At 36.6% G+C, this 23078-nt stretch carries 24 protein-coding genes; 6 read left to right on the top strand and 18 right to left on the bottom strand.

Going from position 1 to position 23078, the window contains the following annotated elements:
* Nucleotides 1-84 precede the first annotated feature (84 nt).
* The gene (locus DN394_RS00565; protein WP_060488192.1) at nt 85-1326 is read right to left on the bottom strand and encodes an amidohydrolase family protein; all 1242 of its coding nucleotides are present in this window, start codon (nt 1324-1326) and stop codon (nt 85-87) included.
* A 333-nt stretch (nt 1327-1659) separates the two neighbouring features.
* On the opposite strand from DN394_RS00565, the gene DN394_RS00555 reads away from it, so the two are divergent.
* Nucleotides 1660-1845 (top strand): PspC domain-containing protein, encoded by a 186-nt coding sequence (locus tag DN394_RS00555; RefSeq protein WP_000038790.1) that lies wholly within the window; start codon nt 1660-1662, stop codon nt 1843-1845.
* Nucleotides 1846-1915: 70 nt separating this feature from the next.
* On the opposite strand, the gene DN394_RS00550 is transcribed toward DN394_RS00555, so the two are convergent.
* Entirely contained in the window at nt 1916-2488 is a 573-nt protein-coding gene (locus DN394_RS00550; protein ID WP_000662745.1) for a helix-turn-helix domain-containing protein, read from the bottom strand.
* 100 nt (nt 2489-2588) lie between these two features.
* On the opposite strand from DN394_RS00550, the gene DN394_RS00545 reads away from it, so the two are divergent.
* Nucleotides 2589-3554 (top strand): DMT family transporter, encoded by a 966-nt coding sequence (locus DN394_RS00545; RefSeq protein ID WP_097993740.1) that lies wholly within the window; start codon nt 2589-2591, stop codon nt 3552-3554.
* 143 nt (nt 3555-3697) lie between these two features.
* Entirely contained in the window at nt 3698-4363 is a 666-nt protein-coding gene (locus DN394_RS00540; protein ID WP_000913204.1) for an MIP/aquaporin family protein, read from the top strand.
* 59 nt (nt 4364-4422) lie between these two features.
* On the opposite strand, the gene DN394_RS00535 is transcribed toward DN394_RS00540, so the two are convergent.
* From DN394_RS00535 to DN394_RS00525, 3 genes are all read right to left on the bottom strand, one after another.
* The gene (locus DN394_RS00535; RefSeq protein WP_000512998.1) at nt 4423-4854 is read right to left on the bottom strand and encodes an Rrf2 family transcriptional regulator; all 432 of its coding nucleotides are present in this window, start codon (nt 4852-4854) and stop codon (nt 4423-4425) included.
* A gap of 118 nt (nt 4855-4972) precedes the next feature.
* Nucleotides 4973-6196, bottom strand: coding sequence for an ABC transporter permease (locus DN394_RS00530; RefSeq protein ID WP_001224960.1), 1224 nt, complete (start codon nt 6194-6196; stop codon nt 4973-4975).
* Nucleotides 6197-6198: 2 nt separating this feature from the next.
* Entirely contained in the window at nt 6199-7083 is an 885-nt protein-coding gene (locus DN394_RS00525) for an ABC transporter ATP-binding protein (RefSeq protein ID WP_137054056.1), read from the bottom strand.
* Nucleotides 7084-7426: 343 nt separating this feature from the next.
* Between DN394_RS00525 and DN394_RS00520 the strand changes: the two genes are divergently transcribed.
* Nucleotides 7427-8254: a 5'-nucleotidase, lipoprotein e(P4) family gene (locus tag DN394_RS00520; protein ID WP_097916587.1), complete on the top strand. Its 828-nt coding sequence runs from the start codon at nt 7427-7429 to the stop codon at nt 8252-8254.
* Nucleotides 8255-8278: 24 nt separating this feature from the next.
* Here DN394_RS00520 and motB read toward each other — a convergent pair whose 3' ends face one another.
* Both motB and motA read right to left on the bottom strand, forming a co-directional pair.
* Complete coding sequence (gene motB, locus DN394_RS00515; RefSeq protein WP_001256743.1) at nt 8279-9067, bottom strand: flagellar motor protein MotB; 789 nt, start codon at nt 9065-9067, stop codon at nt 8279-8281.
* Nucleotides 9057-9851: a flagellar motor stator protein MotA gene (gene motA, locus DN394_RS00510; RefSeq protein ID WP_000344855.1), complete on the bottom strand. Its 795-nt coding sequence runs from the start codon at nt 9849-9851 to the stop codon at nt 9057-9059. Before motA ends, motB begins: the two co-directional genes overlap by 11 nt.
* A gap of 264 nt (nt 9852-10115) precedes the next feature.
* Here motA and DN394_RS00505 point away from each other — a divergent pair, with 264 nt between their 5' ends.
* Nucleotides 10116-10895 carry a M15 family metallopeptidase gene (locus DN394_RS00505; RefSeq protein WP_046958780.1) on the top strand — a complete coding sequence of 260 codons (780 nt, stop codon included), beginning with the start codon at nt 10116-10118 and terminating at the stop codon, nt 10893-10895.
* Nucleotides 10896-10931: 36 nt separating this feature from the next.
* On the opposite strand, the gene DN394_RS00500 is transcribed toward DN394_RS00505, so the two are convergent.
* The 4 genes from DN394_RS00500 to sdhC all read right to left on the bottom strand — a co-directional run bounded on the left by DN394_RS00500 (nt 10932) and on the right by sdhC (nt 14659).
* On the bottom strand, nt 10932-11378 hold the full coding sequence (locus DN394_RS00500; RefSeq protein WP_149293514.1) for an acyl-CoA thioesterase: 447 nt from the start codon (nt 11376-11378) through the stop codon (nt 10932-10934).
* A gap of 93 nt (nt 11379-11471) precedes the next feature.
* A complete protein-coding gene (gene sdhB / locus DN394_RS00495) occupies nt 11472-12233 on the bottom strand; it encodes a succinate dehydrogenase iron-sulfur subunit (protein WP_001291830.1) in 762 nt (253 codons plus the stop codon).
* Nucleotides 12226-14019 carry a succinate dehydrogenase flavoprotein subunit gene (gene sdhA / locus DN394_RS00490; protein ID WP_097916585.1) on the bottom strand — a complete coding sequence of 598 codons (1794 nt, stop codon included), beginning with the start codon at nt 14017-14019 and terminating at the stop codon, nt 12226-12228. Before sdhA ends, sdhB begins: the two co-directional genes overlap by 8 nt.
* 13 nt (nt 14020-14032) lie before the next feature.
* Nucleotides 14033-14659 carry a succinate dehydrogenase cytochrome B558 gene (gene sdhC / locus DN394_RS00485; protein WP_000678353.1) on the bottom strand — a complete coding sequence of 209 codons (627 nt, stop codon included), beginning with the start codon at nt 14657-14659 and terminating at the stop codon, nt 14033-14035.
* 299 nt (nt 14660-14958) lie between these two features.
* Here sdhC and DN394_RS00480 point away from each other — a divergent pair, with 299 nt between their 5' ends.
* On the top strand, nt 14959-15408 hold the full coding sequence (locus DN394_RS00480) for a YslB family protein (RefSeq protein WP_000042225.1): 450 nt from the start codon (nt 14959-14961) through the stop codon (nt 15406-15408).
* Between the two features lie 114 nt (nt 15409-15522).
* Here DN394_RS00480 and uvrC read toward each other — a convergent pair whose 3' ends face one another.
* The 7 genes from uvrC to DN394_RS00445 all read right to left on the bottom strand — a co-directional run bounded on the left by uvrC (nt 15523) and on the right by DN394_RS00445 (nt 23013).
* Nucleotides 15523-17307 carry an excinuclease ABC subunit C gene (gene uvrC / locus DN394_RS00475; RefSeq protein WP_149293513.1) on the bottom strand — a complete coding sequence of 595 codons (1785 nt, stop codon included), beginning with the start codon at nt 17305-17307 and terminating at the stop codon, nt 15523-15525.
* Nucleotides 17308-17454: 147 nt separating this feature from the next.
* Nucleotides 17455-17769 carry a thioredoxin gene (trxA, locus tag DN394_RS00470; protein WP_001018943.1) on the bottom strand — a complete coding sequence of 105 codons (315 nt, stop codon included), beginning with the start codon at nt 17767-17769 and terminating at the stop codon, nt 17455-17457.
* A 210-nt stretch (nt 17770-17979) separates the two neighbouring features.
* Nucleotides 17980-18957, bottom strand: a complete 978-nt coding sequence (gene etfA, locus DN394_RS00465; RefSeq protein WP_000101968.1) for an electron transfer flavoprotein subunit alpha — start codon at nt 18955-18957, stop codon at nt 17980-17982.
* Between the two features lie 36 nt (nt 18958-18993).
* Nucleotides 18994-19767 (bottom strand): electron transfer flavoprotein subunit beta, encoded by a 774-nt coding sequence (gene etfB, locus DN394_RS00460; RefSeq protein WP_087982240.1) that lies wholly within the window; start codon nt 19765-19767, stop codon nt 18994-18996.
* A 51-nt stretch (nt 19768-19818) separates the two neighbouring features.
* Entirely contained in the window at nt 19819-20622 is an 804-nt protein-coding gene (locus DN394_RS00455) for an enoyl-CoA hydratase (RefSeq protein WP_098910058.1), read from the bottom strand.
* A gap of 11 nt (nt 20623-20633) precedes the next feature.
* Nucleotides 20634-21221: a TetR/AcrR family transcriptional regulator gene (locus tag DN394_RS00450; RefSeq protein WP_000742213.1), complete on the bottom strand. Its 588-nt coding sequence runs from the start codon at nt 21219-21221 to the stop codon at nt 20634-20636.
* Between the two features lie 106 nt (nt 21222-21327).
* Nucleotides 21328-23013, bottom strand: coding sequence for a long-chain-fatty-acid--CoA ligase (locus tag DN394_RS00445; RefSeq protein WP_141551002.1), 1686 nt, complete (start codon nt 23011-23013; stop codon nt 21328-21330).
* Nucleotides 23014-23078 lie beyond the last annotated feature (65 nt).

Genomic DNA, 23078 nt, shown 5'->3' with positions numbered 1-23078 from the left:
CTATAAAAAATATATTGTAAACATAAAAAAGAAGGGCTCTACACTCATAATTAGAACCCTCCTCAAAACATTCACACGATTCTTTTACACAAGATTATTTAATTCCACCTCATTTAAACTTCCAACAACAATATTCCCTTTATGCACGACTAAACGCTTCTCTGTTTGACGCGCTACCGCTTCAGCAGTACATGTTGCATTCGTCAAAACAAAACTCGCTTCATCTCCTACATTCGGCCATGCTCGCTTCCCTTCATTGTTTAACGTTTCTTTTCCTCCCGTAATAAAGCGAAGGGCTTTTCCTAAAGACCTTTCGTCACTCCAGCCAAAACGTTCCGCTAATCGATTTGCCTTTTGCAGCATATCACCTGTGCCAAACGGTGACCAATGATCAGTAATACTATCATTTCCTAATGAAACTTTCACACCTTTTTTATCTAATAACGGAATTGGGATTACTTGTTTCCCAATTGGCACCGTTGAAGTAATATCAATATTTAAAGCAGCTAGTCTTTCCGCCACTTCTTCAACTTCTTTATCCGTAACACCACCAAGTCCAAGTGCATGACTAATTGTTACGCGACCTTGCCATCCCGCTTCTTCTGTTAAACTTGCCAATCGCTTCATCGTAAACGTCCCAAGATTATTCGCATCATGCAGATGAATATCAACATCCGCATTAAATTCTACTGCGATATCCATAATGGTATGTAATGATTTTTCAATATCATTATCCACTGTAGCTGGATCCACTCCACCGACTAGATGCGCACCCATACGCATCGCATCTTTCACAAGTTGTACAGAATTACTACGCAATAATCCATGTTGTGGAAAAGCAACAATTCTACCAGAAACCTGATTTTTATATGTTTCCAACGCCGCTAACGTCGCCTCCAAATTACCAAGTCCAATAATCGGATCAACATTACAATGCGTTCTTATATTCGTTGCACCATTTCGAAGCAATAACGCTAACATATTTTCCGCCCTATCTTGAGCAGTTGCTAATTGCTTCGGCAGAATTTTTTCTTCTTCATTAAAACGCGTAAAAATATTCTCTGCTGGCATACAAGCTTTCCAAGGACCACTATAATATGTCTTATCAATATGAATATGCATCTCTTCGAAGGCTGGCAAAATCAATAAACGATTAGCATCAAGAATTAATACGCCTTCCTCTTGAACAGCCCCTGCTATCATTTTTTTAATTCGTCCATCTTCAATGAGTAAACTACATAACTCTGTTTCTGTTTGGGAAATTCTCCCCTCTTCATATGTATACCCCGATTCAAGCATTACATTAGTCAGCCAATATACTGTCATCTCTATTTCCCCCACCCTTTATTAAAAGTTACCTCTTACTATAATTTTAATATCAACTGAAAATTAAGACAATTAATACGACTGTTCCCTAAAAAAAATGTAATACAACCGCATAGTCTTCTCATAAATTTCCATATAGAATAGAAGTATATAGCTTGCTATAAAGTGAAACTTTGATCAGTGGGGGGTTGTTCATCCCCCCACTGATCATTAGTTAAACCAATCGGGCTTTTACGGGCAGTTAATCCCCACCTAACTTCTTTGCTTTCGCTGAATTTTTAGGTGGAGTTCTTACTGCTCGTTAAAGCGGGATAAAAAGGAGTTGATCGTAATATGTCAAAAAAATTATATAAATCCGAAACTGATAAAATGCTATTTGGTATATGCGGTGGTTTAGGGGAATATTTTGATATTAGCTCTACTCTCATTCGCATACTTTGGGTCATTGCTATTTTATGTTTTGGGACGGGGTTTTTAGTTTATTTTATTTGTTTATTACTTATGCCACGCTCTTACTAATAACATTCTTTCATATATTTGAGCACAGCATATAAAAAATCCCCTATAGATTTTTCTATAGGGGATTTTTTCATGAAGAATATTTCATTGTTAAATGTAATACTGCTACTTCATCTTCTTCATTTCTATAACTATGTTTTTTATTCGCTTCAAATTGAATAGAGTCAAACTCATTTAATTCGTATACATCGCTTTCTACTTGAATCGATACTTTCCCTTTCATTACTGTTACAAGCTCAATAGCACCTTCATGATGAGCTTCTGGTTCATATATACTATTCGATCTTAAACAAGCACGGTGCATTTCCATCCCCGTTTCTTTCGTATAGCGGAACATCGTTTCTAAATGCCATGCTTGTCCTACATCTACTGCAAATCCTTCTCCGCAGCGCGCCACAGCTACAGGTTCTCCAACAACCATCAATCTCGATAAAGGAATCGATAACCCTTTCGTTATTTTCCAAATGACAGCTAACGTCGGATTCGTTTCGCCTCTTTCAATCTTTCCTAATGTTAATTTACTAACCCCTGTTTTTTGAGCTAATTCTTCTAAACTTAATTTTTGTTCATTTCGAATTTGTCTTAACAGCTGACCTACTTGCTGAATGACTTCTTTCGTTTGCATATCTTCCTGTTCTTTCATCTATAAAACCACCTTAAAGTATAAAATAGTTTACTTTTATCGTTTTTAAGTATATTATACTATACATAATCATCAAATTCCGAAAGGAGTGCTATACTTCATGCGCGCAATTTTATTAGGCCTTTTATCATCAGCCTTTTTTTCCGCAACCTTTATTATTAATCGAGCGATGAATGTATCTGGAACGAGCTGGGCCTGGACAGCTTCCTTCCGTTTTTTATTTGCTCTCCCTATTTTATTCCTTATCGTTTTATTTCGCAAAAACTTAAGGGGATTATGGGAAGAATTAAAGAAACATCCATTAGCGTGGATCGGATGGGGGTCCGTCGCTGGTATTGGTTTCTATTCTTTATTAAGTTTCTCTGCTGTCTTTTCTCCAGCGTGGCTCGTTGCTGGAACTTGGCAAGTTACTATATTAGCAGGTTTACTTTTATCGCCATTATTCTTCGTTAAAATAGAAACGAAATCAGGTACAAAACTTGTACGGGGGAAAATTCCACTTCGTAGTTTATATGTTGCATTATTTATTTTACTTGGTGTAATTTGTATGCAAGCGACTGCAGCAGGTCATATTACAATGACTCAGTTCATTTCAGGTTTTTTACCTGTCGTAGTAGCAGCCTTCTTATATCCATTCGGCAACCGAAAAATGATGGAACTTGTTGGCGGACGTCTTGATACATTCCAACGTGTATTAGGAATGGCAATAGGAAGTCTACCTATAACAATTTTACTTGGCATATATGGATTTTCTACTACAGGTATTCCAACATCCAGCCAAATGTTGCAAGGATTTTTGTTAGCATTATGTTCTGGCGTGATTGCAACGATGACATTTTTCTTTGCTACTGACTTAGCCAAAGATAACCTCGCTCTACTTGGAGCTGTTGAAGCAACGCAAGCTGGAACGATGGTCTTTACAGTGCTTGGTGAAATTGTTTTCTTGAATGGTTCATTTCCTGGTGGTCTTTCCCTACTTGGAATGATTATTATTATGTTAGGAATGGTTGCTAATAGCGTGTTAAACCGTTCTGCTCCAGTCGTTAAGCAGAAAAAAACTGCATAAAAAAGAGTATAGTTCTCTAACAAAGAACTATACTCTTTTTTTATTGTCCCCCTATTTCGTCTTATCAGAATAGTATTTCATTAGCTGTTTATACTAAAACCTATGTTATAATACGTTTCATGCGCAATATTAGGAGGTAAATTATGTTAAAAAAAGCAATCGCTGAATTTATTGGTACATTTGTACTTGTATTATTCGGAACTGGAGTAGCTGTCATTGGCGGCGGAATTGAAGGAATTGGAACATTAGGAATCGCTATGGCTTTCGGTCTATCTATTGTGGCTATGGCATATAGCATCGGAACAATTTCTGGATGTCACATTAACCCAGCAGTATCAGTAGCTATGTTCATCAACAAAAGAATGAACGCTATGGAACTTTGTTATTATGTATTAGCTCAAATTTTAGGTGGTTTATTAGGAACTGCAACGTTAGTAACGATTTTACGCTCTGCTAAAACACCTTTAGATAATTTAGGACAAAATGGTTTTGGAACTCTTGGTTTATCTGGAGCATTCCTAGTTGAATTTATTTTAACTTTCGTATTCATTTTAGTTATCGTTGCTGTAACAGGTAAAAAAGGAAGTTCTTCTCTAGCAGGATTAGTAATTGGTTTCACATTAGTTTTAGTTCACTTATTAGGAATTCCGTTAACTGGAACTTCTGTTAACCCAGCTCGTAGTATCGCACCAGCTTTATTTGCTGGCGGAGAAGCACTTTCTCAACTATGGGTATTCATCGTAGCACCAATTCTTGGTGGTATCGTAGCAGCTATTGTTGGTAAATTCATTTTAAATACTGAAAAATAGAATTTTCAATATTTCTGAACAAAAAAAGGCGAGCCCTCATTATGAGGTTGCTCGCTTTTTTACTCTTTCATTTTAGACTTTAAGTTTGTAACTAATTGATCTACCGTTACATTTGCAAGTACGTTTTCCATCGCTTCTTGCGCTTGCATTAAAATAATTTCTAATACTGATTGAATATTAGCTCCTACTGGACATTCAATGTTGGGATTTTCATGGAAGGAAAATAGTTGTCCTTCTTCTACAACTTCCACTGCTTTATATACATCAAGTAATGTAATTTCTTCTAAATCACGAGCAAGTGTCGTACCACCTTTACCAGCTTGTACATCAACAAGTCCTGCTCTCTTCAACATTCCTGTAATGCGACGAATCACAACTGGATTTGTATTCACACTACCAGCAATCCATTCAGAGGTACAGCGAGAGTTTCGATCTATCGCAAGTAACGTTAACATATGAACACCTACTGTAAAACGACTACTAATCCCCATCTGCACACCCTCCTTTGTATTCATTCTATTAAAAGACGACTCTTATTATTATATACTATTTTTAATTTATACATAAAGAAAAAGCATGATTTCAATAGGAAATCATGCTTTTCTCTCATTATTGACGCTTTATAAACTTCGCTAAATCTTTAAATTTCACTTTGTCTGAGTAATTCATTACGCCATTTACGTAAATGCGACTTGTAACAGCACTTAAAATACCGATTGTCGCTAAAAGCCCCGCCAATGTTATCATAATTTCTAACATACCAGTTTCACCAGCTACAAAGCGTGAGAATGTAACCATCGGGGTAAAGAACGGAACATAAGAGCTTATAACAACGATAGTACTATTTGGGTCACCTAACGATTTAAGACTTATAAAGAATGCTGCAATTATTAAAATTGAAATCGGTAGCATTACACCTTGCAAATCCTCCGTCTTAGAAACAACCGCACCAGCAGCTGCATACATCATCGCATACAGGAAATATCCTGTAACAAAATAAATTAGGAACATACCGATTATTTTTGCATCTAACTTTGTAACATCAATTACGCCAAATAATGAACCATTTTCTAAATCTACCCACCCTAGTAAATAAGGAACTAAATAACCACATGCCAATATGACAAGTTGTAATAAAGCCGTTGAAACAACCGCTAAAATTTTTGCATACATCATCGTAAGAGGTTTTACTTTCGGAATCATAACTTCCATAACGCGAGAAGCTTTTTCAGAAGCAATATTCATCGCAATTGTGCTTCCGAACGCAACAATAAACATATATAAAGCGAATATGAAGAAATATGCAATTCCGGCAGAGGCAGAACGATCTTTTATTGCTTCTTGTTTCACAGAAATTTCGGTTTGCAATTGTTGTGCAATTTCTGGTGAAACATTATGTTTAGCAACTGTTATCGCCATATATTTTCCCTTTAAATAACTAGCTATAATTGTAGAATTTGTTTCACTAGCGAACCCATTAAACATATACGTGACTTCTGGAACTCCATTCTTTTCAGTTACACGAAACAAACCGTCTAACTCGCCTTCTTCTACTTGTTTATGCAGTTTATTGAAATCTTCTTTTGAACCAATTGTTAATTTAGCTGATGGTAATAACTTAGTTAACTCTTCTTTTTGTATTTTATATGTAGAACTCTCTGTCACAACTGCAATTTTATCTTTATCCTTATTTTTATCATTACTTGAAGTAAAATGATTGAACGCAAAAATTCCAAAAACAATTAAAAATAAAATCGCGCTCATGATTAATGATTTTTTAGATAAAAACGCTTCCCTGAAATAAAATGAAAATACGTGAGAAAATTTACGCATCGTTATTTCGCCCTCTCTACAAAGATTTCGTTTAACGTCGGCTCTAACATTTTAAATTGTCGTAAGGTAACACCTTGTTCTTGCAACTGTTGTAAAATCTTTAGAGCTTCTGCATCATCTTGTACTTGCACATAAAGAAGACCTTGTTGTTTTTCATACGATACATGAATAGCTTCTAATCCCTTCTCATTCTCTTCTGTATCTTCAATCGTTAAATTGCGGAAACCGTATTCTTTTTTAATATCACTTAACTGGCCTTTTACGACTGCTTCGCCTTTTTTCAAAATACATACATGTTGGCAAAAAGCCTCTACTTGTTCCATACGATGACTAGATAAAATAATTGTCTTTCCGCTCTGTACTTGTTCTTCAATAATGCTAGCTAGCATCCCAGCATTAACTGGATCAAGTCCGCTAAATGGTTCATCTAAAATGAGAAGTTCAGGATTATGAAGAAGAGCAGCAATTAATTGGATTTTTTGCTGATTTCCTTTTGAAAGCTCTCCTGCCGTTTTAAATTTATATTCCGGTATCGCTAATCGCTCTAACCAGTGATCAATAGCAAGATCTACTTCTTTTTTCGACATTCCTTCTAATCTACCAAAATATCGCAACTGGTCTATTACTCTACTTTTTGTATATAAACCTCTTTCTTCTGGTAAATACCCAATCGTTACCCCACTAGTCCCAAATGATTTTCCATCCCATGTAATAGATCCTTCATTAGGCGTTAATAATCCGAGAAGCATTTTGATTGTCGTTGTTTTCCCTGCACCATTTCGTCCAAGTAATCCTAGCACTTCACCTTTTGGTAACGAAATTTGCAAACCGTTAACTGCTTTTGATTCCCCAAATTGTTTCGTTAAGTTTTGAATTTGTAAACTCAAAGTATAAAGCCTCCCCTTTACTATCATTCATACTCTCTTTCAAAGACTATGTTTATTCAGGATAAAATATAGCACTACACTTCATCCTCTTAGTATGTAACATCTCCTTAATCCATCATTTGTTCTATTTAGTTAAAATTGTAAATAATATCATTTCATTTGTCAATTATAATTGTCATTACGACAATTATAATTGACAAAATAATTTCCAATATTTTTCTCATCTTTCTAATATAGGACATACTACTATATATACAAAAGACAATATGCAAATGTTCATAAAAAAATTTTTATATTTTAATATATAATATAAGATGATTTTCTAACATCAAGGAGGATACATATGAAGATGAAGAGGGGTATTACCACTTTATTATCTGTAGCGGTTCTATCTACATCGCTTGTAGCATGTTCAGGAACACCAGAGAAAACAGTGGCAAAAGAAGAAAAAGTAAAATTAACAGAACAGCAATTAATGGCTGATTTATGGTATCAAACAGCTGGTGAAACGAAAGCACTTTACTACCAAGGGTACAATATCGGTCAATTGAAGCTTGATGCAGTTCTTGCAAAAGGGACAGAGAAAAAACCTGCTATCGTACTTGATTTAGATGAAACTGTTTTAGATAACAGTCCTCATCAAGCAATGAGCGTAAAAACAGGAAAAGGCTATCCGTATAAATGGGATGATTGGATTAATAAGGCTGAAGCTGAGGCCCTTCCAGGCGCAATTGATTTCTTAAAATATACAGAATCTAAAGGTGTAGATATTTACTACATCTCAAATCGTAAAACGAACCAACTAGATGCAACAATTAAAAATCTTGAGCGTGTAGGTGCTCCTCAAGCAACGAAAGAACATATATTACTACAAGATCCGAAAGAAAAAGGAAAAGAAAAACGACGTGAACTCGTTTCACAAACACATGATATCGTCTTATTCTTCGGTGATAACTTATCTGATTTCACTGGTTTTGATGGAAAGTCTGTAAAAGACCGCAATCAAGCAGTATCAGATTCGAAAGCACAATTTGGTGAGAAATTTATTATTTTCCCGAATCCAATGTATGGTGATTGGGAAGGCGCTTTATATGATTATGATTTCAAAAAATCAGATGCAGAAAAAGATAAAATCCGTCGCGACAACTTAAAATCATTTGATGCAAAATAAAGAGGATGGCATTCGCCATCCTCTTTATTTTCCCTTCTCTGTTAAAGGCAAGATAAACACTTCCACACGCCTATTCTTTGCCTTTCCTTCTTGTGTATCGTTTGGAGCAATTGAACGGTATTCTCCGTAACCAATCGCACTAAATTTTTCTGGTTGTAATTCTTTATTTTGGAGTAATACTTGCATAAAATTAACTGCACGCTGCGTACTTAATTCCCAGTTCGATGCAAACTGCGCATTGGCAATAGGGACATTATCCGTATGACCAGATACTGTAATCTCACGAGGTGACGCTGAAACAAGTAAGCTAGACATCTCTTTTGCAATCCCTAGTGATTCTAACTTCACATCTGCTTTCCCCGAATCAAACAGCACATTCTCTAATATTGTCACCATTAATCCCTTTTCAGTTAATTTAGTTTGAAAAGAAGAGGATAATTGTTTCTCATTAATATATTGATCAATCTTTTTTTGTAATGCTTTCAATTCATCCATTTCTTTTTTTTCTTTTTCTCTAGCTTCTTCTTGTTTTTTTGCTTGTTCTGCCTCAAGGCTACTTGCTGATAATTCCTTTTCATCATTTGGCTTCTGATCACTTAAAAACTCTTTATTTCCTGTTCCACCTGCTAATTCGCTTCGAAATGCTACTGCCATCTGTTTGAACTTCGCAGCATCTATACTACTCATCGCAAATAAAACGATGAACAATGCAAATAACAACGTTAACATATCAGAATAAGGGATTAACCAAGTTTCATCGATATGTTCTTCGTGTTTTTTCTTTTTGCCTCTTCTATTTTTTTTACTCCGCATTTTTTTCTGCCCCTTTTTCAAGCTTTTTACGCTCAGTTGCAGAAAGTGCACCTAAAATGCGGTTCTTCATAATAAACGGATATGTACCTTCTTGTAACATTAATAAACAATCAATAATTAAACGTTTTTTTTCTAATTCAGCTGCAGATTTTTGCTTTAGTTTATTTGCAAATGGATGCCATAATACATAACCTGAAAAAATACCAAAAATCGTTGCAATAAATGCACCCGAAATAGCGTGACCTAACTTTTCAATATCAGTTAAATTGCCAAGTGCAGCTACAAGACCAATAACAGCACCTAAAACCCCTAATGTCGGTGCATATGTACCAGCTTGAGAAAAAATTGCCGCTCCTTTTGCATGCCTTTCTTCAATCGCTTCTAATTCAGCTTCTAAAATTTGCTCTAAATCTTCTGCGGATACGCCATCAATCACAAATTTCATACCACGCAAAAGAAATTCATCTTGAATTTTGTCTAATTGTTGCTCTAAAGACAAAATACCGTATTTTCTACTTTCTGATGTCCAATGAACAAATAATTCTAGCAACTGTTCATAACTTAAATCCTTTTTATTTGAACCAAAAAGAACTTTAAATAATTTTGGAACCCTTTTTAGTTGATTCATCGGAAATGCGATACATACTGCAGCAAATGTACCGATAAAAATAATTAATGCTGCGGCAGGATTCAATAAAGAATTTACGTCAGCGCCCTTGACGACCATCCCTACTACCACTGCTACAAATCCTAAAATAAGTCCAATAATTGTTGCAAAATCCATTCCCATTCACTCCTAGTCTATACAAGAAGTTCTTTATTCTCGATAATCGCTACATCTTCTTATGTATATATATTACATAAAAAATTCATTTCATGAAAGATAAGAAATGAATTAAATGAAAAAATACTACAATTTCACACATTTTCTGACATTTTCTTTGCATTTCTATTACGTTACGACTCTTATATTTCTTTTTCAACAAACTAGACTTATAATAAAAACAATACATATTTTATTAAGAAAGGACTGTGATTACAAGGCATCATGAAAAAGATAATCATTATTTCTGCCACTACTATTGTAATCGGTATCACTTCTTTCGCTTACTTTAGTTCTAAATCACCACTACAAAATGGGGCAAAAGCTGTCGAAAGTCAACAGCATAGTAATCACCAAAAAGAAGAGATTCCTGCTTTTCCGAAAGCTGATCATAATGCAAAGAAGCTAGACAATGATTTTTCCGTTGTAACAAATCCAGAGTCTAATCTTGTATTAGTTAATAAACATCGAAAACTACCAGACGGATACATACCTGAAGATTTAACAAGACCAAACGTACCATTTACTAGTCCAAAAGATAAAGAAAAAACGCTACTGCGCAAAGATGCTGCAGATGCGCTTGAAGATATGTTTGTAGCGGCAAAGAAAGAAGGACTTGAACTTACAGCTGTATCTGGTTATCGTTCATACAAACGCCAAAAATCATTACATGATACATACGTTAGACGTCAAGGAAAAGCTGAAGCTGATTCAGTAAGTGCCATTCCTGGTACGAGTGAACATCAAACTGGTTTAGCAATGGATATTAGTTCAAAATCTGCTAAATTCCAATTAGAGCCTATTTTTGGAGAGACAGCCGAAGGAAAATGGGTTGCAAAACACGCCCATGAATTTGGCTTTGTCATTCGTTATTTAGAAGATAAAACAGAAACAACAGAATATGCATATGAACCGTGGCATTTGCGCTACGTTGGAAACCCGTATGCTACATACATATATAAACATCATTTAACATTAGAAGAAGCAATGGAAGACAAAAAATAAGAGAGCAAATTGCTCTCTTATTTTTCTTTCACTCTATCATTGTAGTAATTTTTTCTTCCATTCTTCAGGCCACGGTTCGCCTCTTCCCGTTTTTTTCGATGCTTGAACCATCATTCCACGACCAACTAAACAAACTTCTCCTTCTGCATTCTTCACCATGTAATGCAAATCTAAAGAAGAATTCCCAACCGATCCCGCTTTTACATATACCTTCAACTGTTCATCAAAATATATTTGCTTAATAAAATTGCATTGTAAATCTGCAACAACGATCATCGTTTCTGAAGATTCATGCGTCCATTCTTGCATAAATCCAAGTTCTTTAAACAATGCGATACGCGCTTCTTCAAAATAGGTAAAGGCAATGACATTATTTACATGCCCAAACATATCTACTTCACCAAAACGAACTTTTACAGGATTGTAAAATGAAAAACCACTTTCCCATCGCTCAAAGTCTTCAATATAAGAAATCCTCTTCATTATTCTCTCTCCTTTTCGCTCTTAAAATAAACAGAATAAACAGAAAAATAAAGTTATAAATATTGCCTCTTCAACATGAAGAGGCAATATTTATTAATAGTTATTGTCGCTACCAAAGAAATCTTTGAACGATTGAATTGTTGTATCACGGTTTAATGCCGCAATTGAAGTTGTTAATGGAATACCCTTTGGACATGATTGCACACAGTTTTGAGAGTTACCACAGTTTGCAAGTCCTCCATCTCCCATAATTGCACGTAAGCGATCTGCTTTATGCATTTCACCCGTCGGATGTGAGTTGAATAAACGAGCTTGTGATAACGGTGCTGGTCCAATAAAGTCAGATTTACTATTTACGTTTGGACATGATTCTAAGCAAACACCACATGTCATACATTTTGAAAGCTCATAAGCCCATTGACGTTTCTTCTCAGGCATTCTTGGTCCTGGTCCTAAGTCATACGTACCATCAATTGGAATCCAAGCCTTAACGCGTTTTAGAGCGTTAAACATGCGACTACGGTCAACTTGTAAGTCACGTACAACCGGGAATGTCTTCATCGGCTTTAAGCGAATTGGTTGTTCTAACTGATCAATAAGAGCTGTACATGATTGACGTGGTTTTCCGTTAATCACCATCGAACATGCGCCACATACTTCCTCTAAACAGTTCATATCCCATGCAATCGGAGTCGTCTGGTTTCCTTTTGAATCAACAGGATTACGACGAATTTCCATCAGTGCCGAAATAATGTTCATATTTGGACGATATGGAATTTCAAACTCTTGGTCAAACTCTTGTGCATCTGGTCCATCTTGTCTCGTAATGATGAGGCGGATTGTTTTCTCAGACATGTTGCTTATCCCCCTTCTCTTCACCCTTAGAAGCTACATCATGTTTTGAGGAATAGTCACGTTTACGTGGTTTAATTAATGAAACATCCACTTCTTCGTAATGGAATGCTGGTGCTTTTCCTTCTCCCTCAAATTTCGCCATCGTAGTTTTTAAGAAGTTTGCATCATCACGATTTGGGAATTCTGGTTTGTAATGTGCTCCGCGGCTTTCATTACGGTTATATGCGCCAATTGTAATAACACGTGCTAACTCAAACATATTTGCAAGTTGGCGTGTAAATGAAGCACCTTGGTTACTCCATCTCGCTGTATCGTTAATGTTAATGCGTTTGTAACGCGCCATTAACTCTTCAATTTTCGCATCAGTTTCTAGTAGCTTTTTATTTTCACGAACTACTGTAACGTTATCTGTCATCCATTCTCCAAGCTCTTTATGAAGAACATATGCATTTTCGTTACCATCAAGCGTTAAAATATTGTTAAATTTCTCTGTTTCGATTAATTCATTTTGCTCATATACAGTAGATGAAACAGCATCAGATGATTTAGAAAGACCTTTCATATACTCAATCGCATTCGGTCCTGCTACCATACCACCGTAAATTGCTGATAATAGTGAGTTCGCACCAAGGCGGTTACCACCGTGCATAGAATAATCACACTCACCTGCTGCAAATAAACCTGGAATACTTGTCATCTGCTTATAATCAACCCATAGTCCGCCCATTGAATAGTGAACTGCTGGGAAGATTTTCATTGGTAGTTTACGAGGATCATCACCTGTAAACTTCTCATAGATTTCAATAATTCCACCAAGTTTAATATCTAGTTCTTTCGGATCTTTATGAGAAAGATCTAAGTACACCATGTTTTCACCGTTAATACCTAGTTTTTGCTCTACGCAAACGTCAAAGATTTCACGCGTTGCAATATCACGAGGTACAAGGTTTCCGTAAGCCGGATATTTTTCTTCTAGGAAGTACCATGGTTTACCATCTTTATATGTCCAAACACGGCCACCTTCACCACGTGCAGATTCACTCATAAGACGTAATTTATCGTCTCCAGGAATTGCCGTTGGATGAATTTGAATGAACTCGCCGTTTGCATAATATGCACCTTGTTGATATACAGCAGAAGCTGCTGTACCTGTATTAATAATAGAGTTAGTTGATTTTCCAAAGATGATACCAGGGCCCCCTGTTGCCATAATCACGGCATCAGCTTGGAAACTTTTAATCTCCATTGTTTGTAAGTCTTGTGCAACGATTCCTCGGCACACACCTTCGTCATCAACAACAGCTCGTAAGAAATCCCAACCTTCATATTTCGTTACAAGTCCTGCTACTTCGTGACGACGTACTTGCTCATCTAATGCGTATAGTAATTGCTGTCCAGTTGTTGCACCAGCAAATGCTGTACGGTGATGTTGCGTTCCACCAAAACGACGGAAATCAAGAAGTCCTTCTTCCGTACGGTTGAACATAACACCCATACGGTCCATTAAATGAATGATACCAGGTGCTGCTTCACACATTGCTTTAACTGGCGGTTGGTTCGCTAAGAAGTCCCCACCATAAATTGTATCGTCAAAGTGGATCCATGGAGAATCCCCTTCACCTTTCGTATTTACGGCACCGTTAATTCCACCTTGGGCACATACAGAATGTGAACGTTTTACTGGTACTAAAGAAAATAGTTCAACATTTACTCCTGCTTCTGCCGCTTTAATCGTTGCCATTAAGCCGGCCAAGCCACCGCCGACTACTATAAGTTTCCCTTTCATGCTCTCCCACTCCTTACTGGTTTGCTAGCTGTGGATCGATGAACGCTAATAATGCACTCACACCTACATAAGATAGACCTAAGAAAATAGCTAATGTTACATAAGTAGAGATTCTTTGTGAACGTGGAGATACTGTAATTCCCCAGCTTATGCAGAATGTCCATAGTCCATTTGCAAAGTGGAAAATTGTTGAAACAACACCAACTAAGTAGAATGCAAACATAGCTGGATTGTTTAAAATATCTGCCATCATATCATAGTTTACCTCTTTACCTAACAATGCTTGAATACGAGTTTCCCAGACGTGCCAAGAAATGAAAATCAGTGTAACGATACCTGAAATTCTTTGGAAGACGAACATCCAGTTACGGAAATAACCGTAAGATACCGCATTGTTCTTAGCTGTAAATGCAATATATAAGCCATATATAGCATGGTACAGTATAGGTAAAAAGATGATGAAAATTTCTAGCGCATACCGGAATGGAAGGAGCTCCATAAAGCCTGCAGCTTTGTTAAAAGCCTCTGCTCCTCTTGTTGCAAAGTTGTTTACAATTAGATGTTGCGTCAAAAAGACACCAACCGGGATGACCCCCATTAATGAGTGCCACTTACGAAACGTATACTCGCGGCCTTTCATGTCCCCATTACCCCCTTGAATGTTTGACTGCTGTTTTCAGATTAATTTACAACAATAATGTTTTTTCACTATTGGCATAAGAAAAACTGAAAAAATTATTCGAAATATTTCAGCATAATTTGATAACAAGTTCATTTTACCCCTATTTTTGTCGAAGCGTCAAGAAAACGTATACATAATTTGCATATAATTTGCCAATTCTTTTTCCCTTCTTATATATTCAGATTTCCCCAAAGAAAAATCTGTTTTTATAAACGAGAAATGTTATATAATAATCCCTATAGAAAGAGGGGAATATTGTGAGTAAAAATACAATCGATACAACATCTTTAGAAGATGTTTCATTGAACGCCTTCGCTTATGAATTGCTACGTGAAGAATTACTACCTGATTTAATCGGTAACGATTTAGATGGTATTTTATACTGGTCTGGTAGAAACCTTGCAAGAAAATATCCACTAGAAACAATTGAAGAAGTCATTCAGTTCTTTGAAAAAGCTGGCTGGGGCACTTTAAGCATTATTGAACATAAGCGTCGTGAAATGCAGTTCCAACTTAAGGGCACACTCATCGCTGAACGTCAAAAACAAAACAGACATTCTTCTTATCAATTAGAAGCTGGATTCATCGCTGAACAAATTCAAAAGCAACGAAACGTCGTTGCAGAGTCCTATGAAGAAAAGAAAAAACGTTCAGACTCTATTACATTTCTTGTGAAATGGGATATAAAAGATCTCATTGAAGTGTAGCATTACCTACAGTCAACTAGACATATAAGTTTAGTTGACTTTTTTGTATTTTCATTCAGTTAGATTTATTTTAAATCTTCAGAAATTATACCAAAAAACAGAAGACGTTGTAAACTACAACGTCTTCTTATCTGTTAAATAAGTATAAATCGTCTCTGCGACATTTTTCGGCATACCCGCTTCGACAAATTCAGCTAAAGAAGCTTCTTTCATCTTCTTTAATGAACCAAAATGTTTTAACAATATCTTTTTTCGTTTATCACCGATTCCTGGAATATCATCCAGTGCTGATTGAATGACAGATTTCCCGTGTAATTGACGATGGAATGTAATCGCAAATCGATGCACTTCATCTTGAATGCGCTGCAATAAATAAAATTCTTGGCTATTTCGCTCAAGCATCACAGGTTCAGGTGGATCTCCAATAATTAAATGGGAGGTTTTATGTTTGTCATCTTTTACAAGCCCTGCCATCGGAATATATAAACCGAGTTCGTTTTCTAGAACATCACTTACAGCTGCCAGATGCCCTTTTCCACCATCAATAATGATTAAATCTGGTAAAGGCAAACTCTCTTTCAGTGCCCTTGTATAACGGCGTCTCACAACTTCTCTCATAGACTCATAATCATCTGGTCCTTGAACCGTTTTAATTTTATATTTCCTATATTCTTTCTTAGCTGGTTTCCCATCGATAAAAGCAATCATTGCAGAAACAGGATTTGTCCCTTGAATATTTGAGTTATCAAACGCCTCAATACGATAAGGTGTTTCAATCCCGAGCTGCTTCCCTAAATGATCTACCGCTTTAATCGTTCGCTCTTCATCACGTTCAATTAAGTAGAATTTCTCTTCAAGAGCAATCTTCGCATTTTTACTTGCTAATTCTACAAGATCTTTTTTCTTACCACGTTTCGGCTGTGTCGCTTCAACTTCTAAAAAGCGCTCTACTAACTCTGAGTCTATACTTCCTGGAACGACAATTTCCTTCGGCTTAAAATGACTGCTGTTCTCATAAAATTGACCGATAAACGTTAAAAATCCCTCTTCTGGTTCATCGTAGATTGGAAACATAGAAACATCACGTTCAATTAGCTTTCCTTTTCGAACGAAGAAAACTTGAACACACATCCAACCTTTATCAACTGCATACCCAAACACATCACGATCCACTAAGTCACTCATAATCATCTTTTGTTTTTCCATAATCGCATCGATATGAGCAATTTGATCACGTAACTCTTTTGCACGTTCAAATTCTAGTTTCTCTGAAGCTTCATACATCTTTGTTTCTAATTCTGAACGAACTTCTTTATGCCCACCATTTAAAAACTTAATAATTTCATCTACAATTTCTTTGTTTTGTTCTTCCGTCACTTCTTTCACACAAGGTGCTAAACATTGACCCATATGATAATATAAACAAACTTTATCGGGCATATTTGAGCACTTACGAAGCGGATACATACGATCTAGCAGTTTTTTCGTTTCATGAGCTGATTGTGCATTCGGATAAGGGCCAAAATACTTTCCCTTATCCTTTTTTACATTTCGCGTAATAAGTAATCGCGGCTGTTTCTCAGCTGTAATTTTAATAAAAGGATATGTTTTATCATCTTTTAATTGAATATTATATTTTGGATCATGTTTTTTTATTAAGTTTAACTCTAAAATGAGAGCCTCTAAATTTGAGGAGGTTACAATATATTCAAAATCTACAATTTCTCCTACAAGCCGCAGTGTTTTTCCATCATGCGAACCAGTAAAGTACGAGCGCACACGATTTTTAAGCACTTTTGCCTTTCCGACATATATAACCATTCCTTGCTTATCTTTCATTAAATAACAACCAGGTTGATCTGGTAAAATAGCCAATTTTTCTTTTAAATGTTCGTGCACTCGTTACCCTCCATTTCTACATGCTTAGCATCTTTATTTTCACATGAAAACATACTATGCCAAAACACCCAACATACGTTCCTTTATTGTAACGGAAAGGTGTAAAAAAGGAAAATAAAAAAGGCTACCAAATGGTAGCCCTTTATTTTAGAAGTGTTTAGAAACTAATTCTACTAACGCTTCTTTCGGTTTGTAACCTAACGCTTGATCAACTACTTTACCGTCTTTTAATACGAAAAGAGCTGGAATGCTCATTACTTCGAATTGACGAGCAGTTTCTTGGTTTTCATCCACGTCTACTTTTACTACTTTTACTTTTTCGCCTAATTCTGCATCAATTTCCTCTAATACAGGAGCGATCATTTTACAAGGTCCACACCAAGGTGCCCAGAAATCTAATAATACAACACCTTCGCTAGTTTCAGCTGCGAAGCTTTGGTCATTTGCATTTACAATTGCCATTTTATTTCCTCCTTCAAGTATATTCTACCAAGAGTATATCATTAACTTATATACGTGGCGAATAATATGTATCGTTATGTATTGTAACAAAAAAGTGTTCCTTTATACTATATAAAAATACGGAGTAAATACTAAAAAGATGAGAGACAGGGGATCTCTCACCTTTTCTATATATAGGGGTACTTCACTTGGAACTCAAGGGTACTCAAATCATGAATGTACTTTTAACTTTTTAAACTCTTCTGTTAAAAGAGGTAAGACTTCAAATAGATCGCCAACAATACCATAGTCAGCTACTTTGAAGATACTTGCTTCTGGGTCTTTATTAATCGCAACGATTATTTTTGAGTTAGACATACCAGCTAAATGCTGAATCGCACCAGAAATACCGCATGCAATGTATAAGTCCGGCGTAACAACTTTACCAGTTTGACCAATTTGTAATGAGTAATCGCAATACTCAGCGTCACAAGCACCACGAGATGCTCCAACAGCGCCGCCTAATACGTCAGCTAACTCTTTTAATGGCTTGAATCCTTCTTCACTCTTCACACCGCGTCCACCAGCGATAATAACTTTCGCTTCAGAAAGGTCAACACCTTCTGCCGTCTTACGGACGACATCTTGAATAATTGTACGTAAATCTTTCACATCTACTGTAATAGAAGACACGTCACCACTGCGAGACTCATCTTTTTCAAGTGTCGCAATGTTATTTGGACGCACTGTCGCAAATAAGATACCGTCTGTTACAATCTTCTTCTCAAACGCTTTACCAGAGTAAATTGGACGAGTAAAGATAACATTTCCACCTTCAACTTCTAAAGCAGTTACGTCAGAAACTAGACCAGCTTCAAGCTTCGCTGCTAATTTTGGTGATAAATCTTTACCAAGTGCTGTATGTCCAAATACAATACCTTCTGGCTTTTCTTCAGCATATACAGCTGAAAATGCTTGTGCATAACCATCAGATGTATATGATTTTAATTTATCATTTTCAACTGTCACAACGCGATCTGCACCGTAATGAATCAATTCATTTGCAAAAGAGGCAACGCTGTCTCCAACTAGAAGACCTACTACTTCACCGCCTTCTGCAATTGTTTTTGCTGCTGCTACCGCTTCAAACGAAACGTTACGTAGCGATCCATCACGAACCTCACCCATTACTAATACTTTACGAGCCATAGATTTTCCCTCCTGCATATATAATTTCGTATTTTATTAGATTACTTTCGCTTCTGTATGGAGCAACGATACAAGTTCTTTTACTTGATCTTGCAGCTCGCCTTGTAACACTTTTCCTGCATCTTTCTTAGGAGGCAAATAGATTTCAATTGTTTTTGTCTTTGCTTCCACATCATCTTCTTCTAAATCTAAATCATCTAATTCTACTTCTTCTAGTGGCTTTTTCTTCGCTTTCATAATACCTGGAAGCGATGGATAACGAGGTTCATTTAAACCTTGTTGTGCTGTTACTAAAACTGGTAATGAAGTTTCAATCACTTCCGTATCACCTTCAACATCACGCTCAATCTTCACGCTTGTACCGTCAATTTCAAGTTTTGTAATTGTCGTTACGTACGGAATATTTAACGCTTCTGCTACGCGTGGACCAACTTGTCCAGATGCACCATCAATTGCAACGTTCCCGCCTAAAATTAAATCTGCATCTTTATCTTTTAAATATTCAGCAAGTACTTTTGCTGTCGTGAACTGGTCACCATTTTCCACATCATCTTCAATATTAATTAATACCGCTTTATCGCAGCCCATCGCTAATGCCGTACGAAGTTCTTTCTCACTATCTTCGCCACCGACTGTTACAACAGTAACTTCGCCACCTTGTGCGTCTCTTACTTGAATTGCTTCTTCAATCGCATATTCGTCGTAAGGGTTGATGATGAATTCCGCTTCGCCATCGTAAATTGCACCGTTTTTAATTACGATTTTTTCTTCTGTATCAAATGTTCGTTTCATGAGTACGTAGATGTTCATTCCATTTACCCCCTTGTTTTTCAGAAAGATTCTATCAATTTTAATTTTCTGTTAATTTATATTAAAAAAATAATTAAACTCCCTGCCACTAAATGAAGGCTTACGTTTTTCTAAAAACGCTGCTACACCTTCTCTTCCATCTTCACCCGTAAATACTTCACCAAAGATTTGAGCTTCGCGTTGTACACCTTCATAATAATGAGACGATTTCGTCGTTTGCAATAACTCTAGTACAGCACGAGTCGTCGCTGGGCTTTTTCCAGCAATCTGTTTTGCAACTTTAAGCGTATCATCTAAAAATGTTTCTTCAGCAAAAACTCCGTTAACAAGTCCCCATTTTAATGCTTCTGCACCAGTAATCGGTGTACTTGTTAACATCATTTCACAAGCTTTCGCTTTCCCAACATAACGTGGTAATCGCTGTGTACCTGCAAATCCAGGAATTAATCCAAGTGTTAATTCAGGTAACCCAAGTTTTGCACTTTCAGTTGCAAAGCGCATGTGGCAAGACATAGCAAACTCAAGGCCGCCGCCAAGTGCCGCTCCATGAATTGCCGCGATAACTGGTTTTGAACATTTTTCAACACGCTCAAACGTAACTTGTCCAAGCTGCGCTAATTCTGTCGCTTGCTTCGCTTCAGTAACAGATGTAAATTCTTTAATATCTGCTCCCGCCGAGAAGAAGCGCCCTTCACCGTGAATAACAACAACACGAATGTTATCATCCTTCTCCACTTGATCAATTAATTCAGTAACGTCATGCATAACTTGTGAAGACATCGCGTTTGCCGGCGCATGATTTAACGTCGCCACCGCGATATGATCTTCAACTCTTACAGATAGGAATTTCAACATGATCCCTCCCATTATTGACGATAACCACAAGCTGCAATAAGTAGCCCATGTACCGTTTTTGAAAGTGCGACCAGATCATACTTATGATCGCTCATTACCCAATTGGTCACAACTTCATCTACTGTTCCAAAGATCATTTGTCTTGCCACGCGAACATTTAAATCCGCTTGGAATTCACCTTGCTTTATACCTGTCTCTAAAATCTCATCCATAACTTGTAAGTAGCCTTTTAATACTTCATTTATTTTCAGGCGTAAGTCTTGATTGGACTGTCTTAGCTCTAATTGCGTAACGATAGCAAGAGGATCATTTTGTGATAACAGCAAGAAGTGCGTTTCTACCAACATGAATAACTTCGATACAGCGCTTTCAATTCCTGCTGTTTTTTGACGAATTGTTTCGACAAAATCTCCCATCTTCTCTTGGAATAAGGATATTAATATATCTTCTTTATTTTTAAAATATAAATAAATCGTGCCATCAGCTACCCCAGCTTGCTTTGCTATTTTAGAAACTTGCGCTTGGTGGTACCCATTCTCCGCAATCACAATGACTGCCGCATCAATAATTTGATTGTATTTCGGTCTATTTTTTTTCACTTTACTGTCCCCTTCAAGAAGATGACTGAATGAATAGTCATTCATATTCTTATAATACTGACTATTTAGAAAAGTGTCAATCCTATTTTTTCAAAAAGAAAGGGCCTTAGCCCGTTTGCTCATCCTCATTTTTTCTTTTCTCTTCATCTATTAGGACACGGCGTAAAATTTTTCCAACTGTCGTTTTCGGTAATTCATCTCTAAACTCATATACTTTCGGCACTTTATAAGCCGCTAAATATTTACGCGCAAACTGGTTTAATTCTTCCTCAGAACACTCCGCACCTTCTTTTAACACAACAAATGCTTTAACCGTCTCTCCCCGGTACGGATCGGGAATTCCAATCGTCACTACTTCTTGCACTTTTTCATGCTCATATAATACTTCTTCTACTTCACGAGGATACACATTAAATCCACTCGCAACAATCATATCTTTCTTACGGTCTTTCACATAGAAAAATCCATCTTCATCCATGTAACCAACATCCCCTGTATGAAGCCATCCGTCTTGCAATACAGCTGCTGTTTCTTCTGGCTTATTCCAATACCCTTTCATAATTTGAGGACCCTTTACAACAATTTCACCAATTTCACCCGGGGGTAAAGCCTCTCCAGTTTCAAGTGACATAATGTTTGCCTCTGTATCTGGCCACGGCACACCTATACTTCCTGGCACGCGTTTTTCCCACAAAAAATTCCCATGTGTAACTGGCGACGACTCCGTTAATCCATAACCTTCTACCAATTTTCCACCTGTAACTCTCTCAAACTCTTCCTGTACTTCTACAGGAAGCGGGGCAGATCCACTAATACAAGCTTGAATAGAAGAAATATCATATTCTTTTAAGAGGGGACTATTTAATAGAGCAATATAAATGGTCGGTGCCCCTGGAAATAGTGTGACTTTATGTTTTTTTATCGCTTCAAAAACCATTTTCATATCAAACTTCGGAATCAGCACCATTTTATATCCTTGCATAATACTTAAATTCATTACAGCTGTCATCCCATACACATGAAAGAACGGAAGGACGCCAAGAATTACTTCTTCTCCTTCTTTACAATTATATAGCCAATGAGCTCCCATTAAAGTGTTCGAAACAAGATTTTTATGCGTCAACATAACGCCTTTCGGAAATCCAGTTGTTCCTCCTGTGTACTGTAAAAGGGCTAGATCATTTTCAGGATCACAAGGAACTTCAACATTAACATTACTTTCTCGTTCTACTGATTTCCATAGATGAATTGTTTCGCTTTCCGACACATTCACAACTAGATTTGCCTGCTTTTTTTGTACAAATGGATAAAGTAAATTTTTAGGGAAGGGTAAAAAGTCCGCAATCCGAGTTACGATAATATGTTCAATTTTTGTAGCAGATTGAACATTCGTTACTCTTGGAAACACTAAATCGAGACAAAGAATTACTTTTGCTCCTGAGTCATGAAGCTGGTATTCTAATTCTCTTTCTGTATATAGTGGATTTGTTTGTACTACGATACCTCCCGCAAGTAATGTACCATAATAACCAATTACAGATTGCGGACAATTCGGCAACATAATAGCAACTCGATCACCCTTTTCCACACCGAGCTTTTGAAGATAATTTGCAAACCTCTTCACCTTATCGTGGAATTCTGAAAATGTAATATCCTTCCCCAAAAAGTGAAGCGCTTTCTTTTCTGGATAGCAAGAAGCCACCTGTTCCACATATCCATGAAGCGGCTGAATATCATAAGAAATCGTACTTGGAATTTCTTCTGGATAACTTTTCAACCATGGTTTTTCCACCTTCATTCCCCCTTCAAATACATAAAAAATAAATGAATGTTCATTCATGAAGTTGTTTTCATTAT

It is taken from the genome of Bacillus sp. BB081 (assembly GCF_008368895.1).
Lineage (GTDB): Bacteria > Bacillota > Bacilli > Bacillales > Bacillaceae_G > Bacillus_A > Bacillus_A wiedmannii.
The sequence above is the reverse complement of the archived record's forward strand: the minus strand, read 5'-3'. Positions and strand labels throughout refer to the sequence as shown.

Bases quoted from the DNA above. Each gene is read 5' to 3' on its own strand.
- etfA (WP_000101968.1), bottom strand. From the start codon at position 18,957: ATGGCTCGTAAAGTATTAGTAATGGGTGAGGTTCGTGATGGATCGCTA.
- trxA (WP_001018943.1), bottom strand. From the start codon at position 17,769: ATGGCAATTGTAAATGCAAATGACCAAAGCTTCGCAGCTGAAACTAGC.
- DN394_RS00545 (WP_097993740.1), top strand. From the start codon at position 2,589: ATGCGCGCAATTTTATTAGGCCTTTTATCATCAGCCTTTTTTTCCGCA.
- DN394_RS00505 (WP_046958780.1), top strand. From the start codon at position 10,116: ATGAAAAAGATAATCATTATTTCTGCCACTACTATTGTAATCGGTATC.
- DN394_RS00530 (WP_001224960.1), bottom strand. From the start codon at position 6,196: ATGCGTAAATTTTCTCACGTATTTTCATTTTATTTCAGGGAAGCGTTT.
- motB (WP_001256743.1), bottom strand. From the start codon at position 9,067: ATGCGGAGTAAAAAAAATAGAAGAGGCAAAAAGAAAAAACACGAAGAA.
- sdhA (WP_097916585.1), bottom strand. From the start codon at position 14,019: ATGAAAGGGAAACTTATAGTAGTCGGCGGTGGCTTGGCCGGCTTAATG.
- DN394_RS00550 (WP_000662745.1), bottom strand. From the start codon at position 2,488: ATGAAAGAACAGGAAGATATGCAAACGAAAGAAGTCATTCAGCAAGTA.
- etfB (WP_087982240.1), bottom strand. From the start codon at position 19,767: ATGAACATCTACGTACTCATGAAACGAACATTTGATACAGAAGAAAAA.
- sdhC (WP_000678353.1), bottom strand. From the start codon at position 14,659: ATGAAAGGCCGCGAGTATACGTTTCGTAAGTGGCACTCATTAATGGGG.
- DN394_RS00520 (WP_097916587.1), top strand. From the start codon at position 7,427: ATGAAGATGAAGAGGGGTATTACCACTTTATTATCTGTAGCGGTTCTA.
- motA (WP_000344855.1), bottom strand. From the start codon at position 9,851: ATGGATTTTGCAACAATTATTGGACTTATTTTAGGATTTGTAGCAGTG.
- DN394_RS00535 (WP_000512998.1), bottom strand. From the start codon at position 4,854: ATGGGGATTAGTAGTCGTTTTACAGTAGGTGTTCATATGTTAACGTTA.
- DN394_RS00455 (WP_098910058.1), bottom strand. From the start codon at position 20,622: ATGTTGAAATTCCTATCTGTAAGAGTTGAAGATCATATCGCGGTGGCG.
- DN394_RS00500 (WP_149293514.1), bottom strand. From the start codon at position 11,378: ATGAAGAGGATTTCTTATATTGAAGACTTTGAGCGATGGGAAAGTGGT.
- sdhB (WP_001291830.1), bottom strand. From the start codon at position 12,233: ATGTCTGAGAAAACAATCCGCCTCATCATTACGAGACAAGATGGACCA.
- DN394_RS00555 (WP_000038790.1), top strand. From the start codon at position 1,660: ATGTCAAAAAAATTATATAAATCCGAAACTGATAAAATGCTATTTGGT.
- DN394_RS00565 (WP_060488192.1), bottom strand. From the start codon at position 1,326: ATGACAGTATATTGGCTGACTAATGTAATGCTTGAATCGGGGTATACA.
- DN394_RS00540 (WP_000913204.1), top strand. From the start codon at position 3,698: ATGTTAAAAAAAGCAATCGCTGAATTTATTGGTACATTTGTACTTGTA.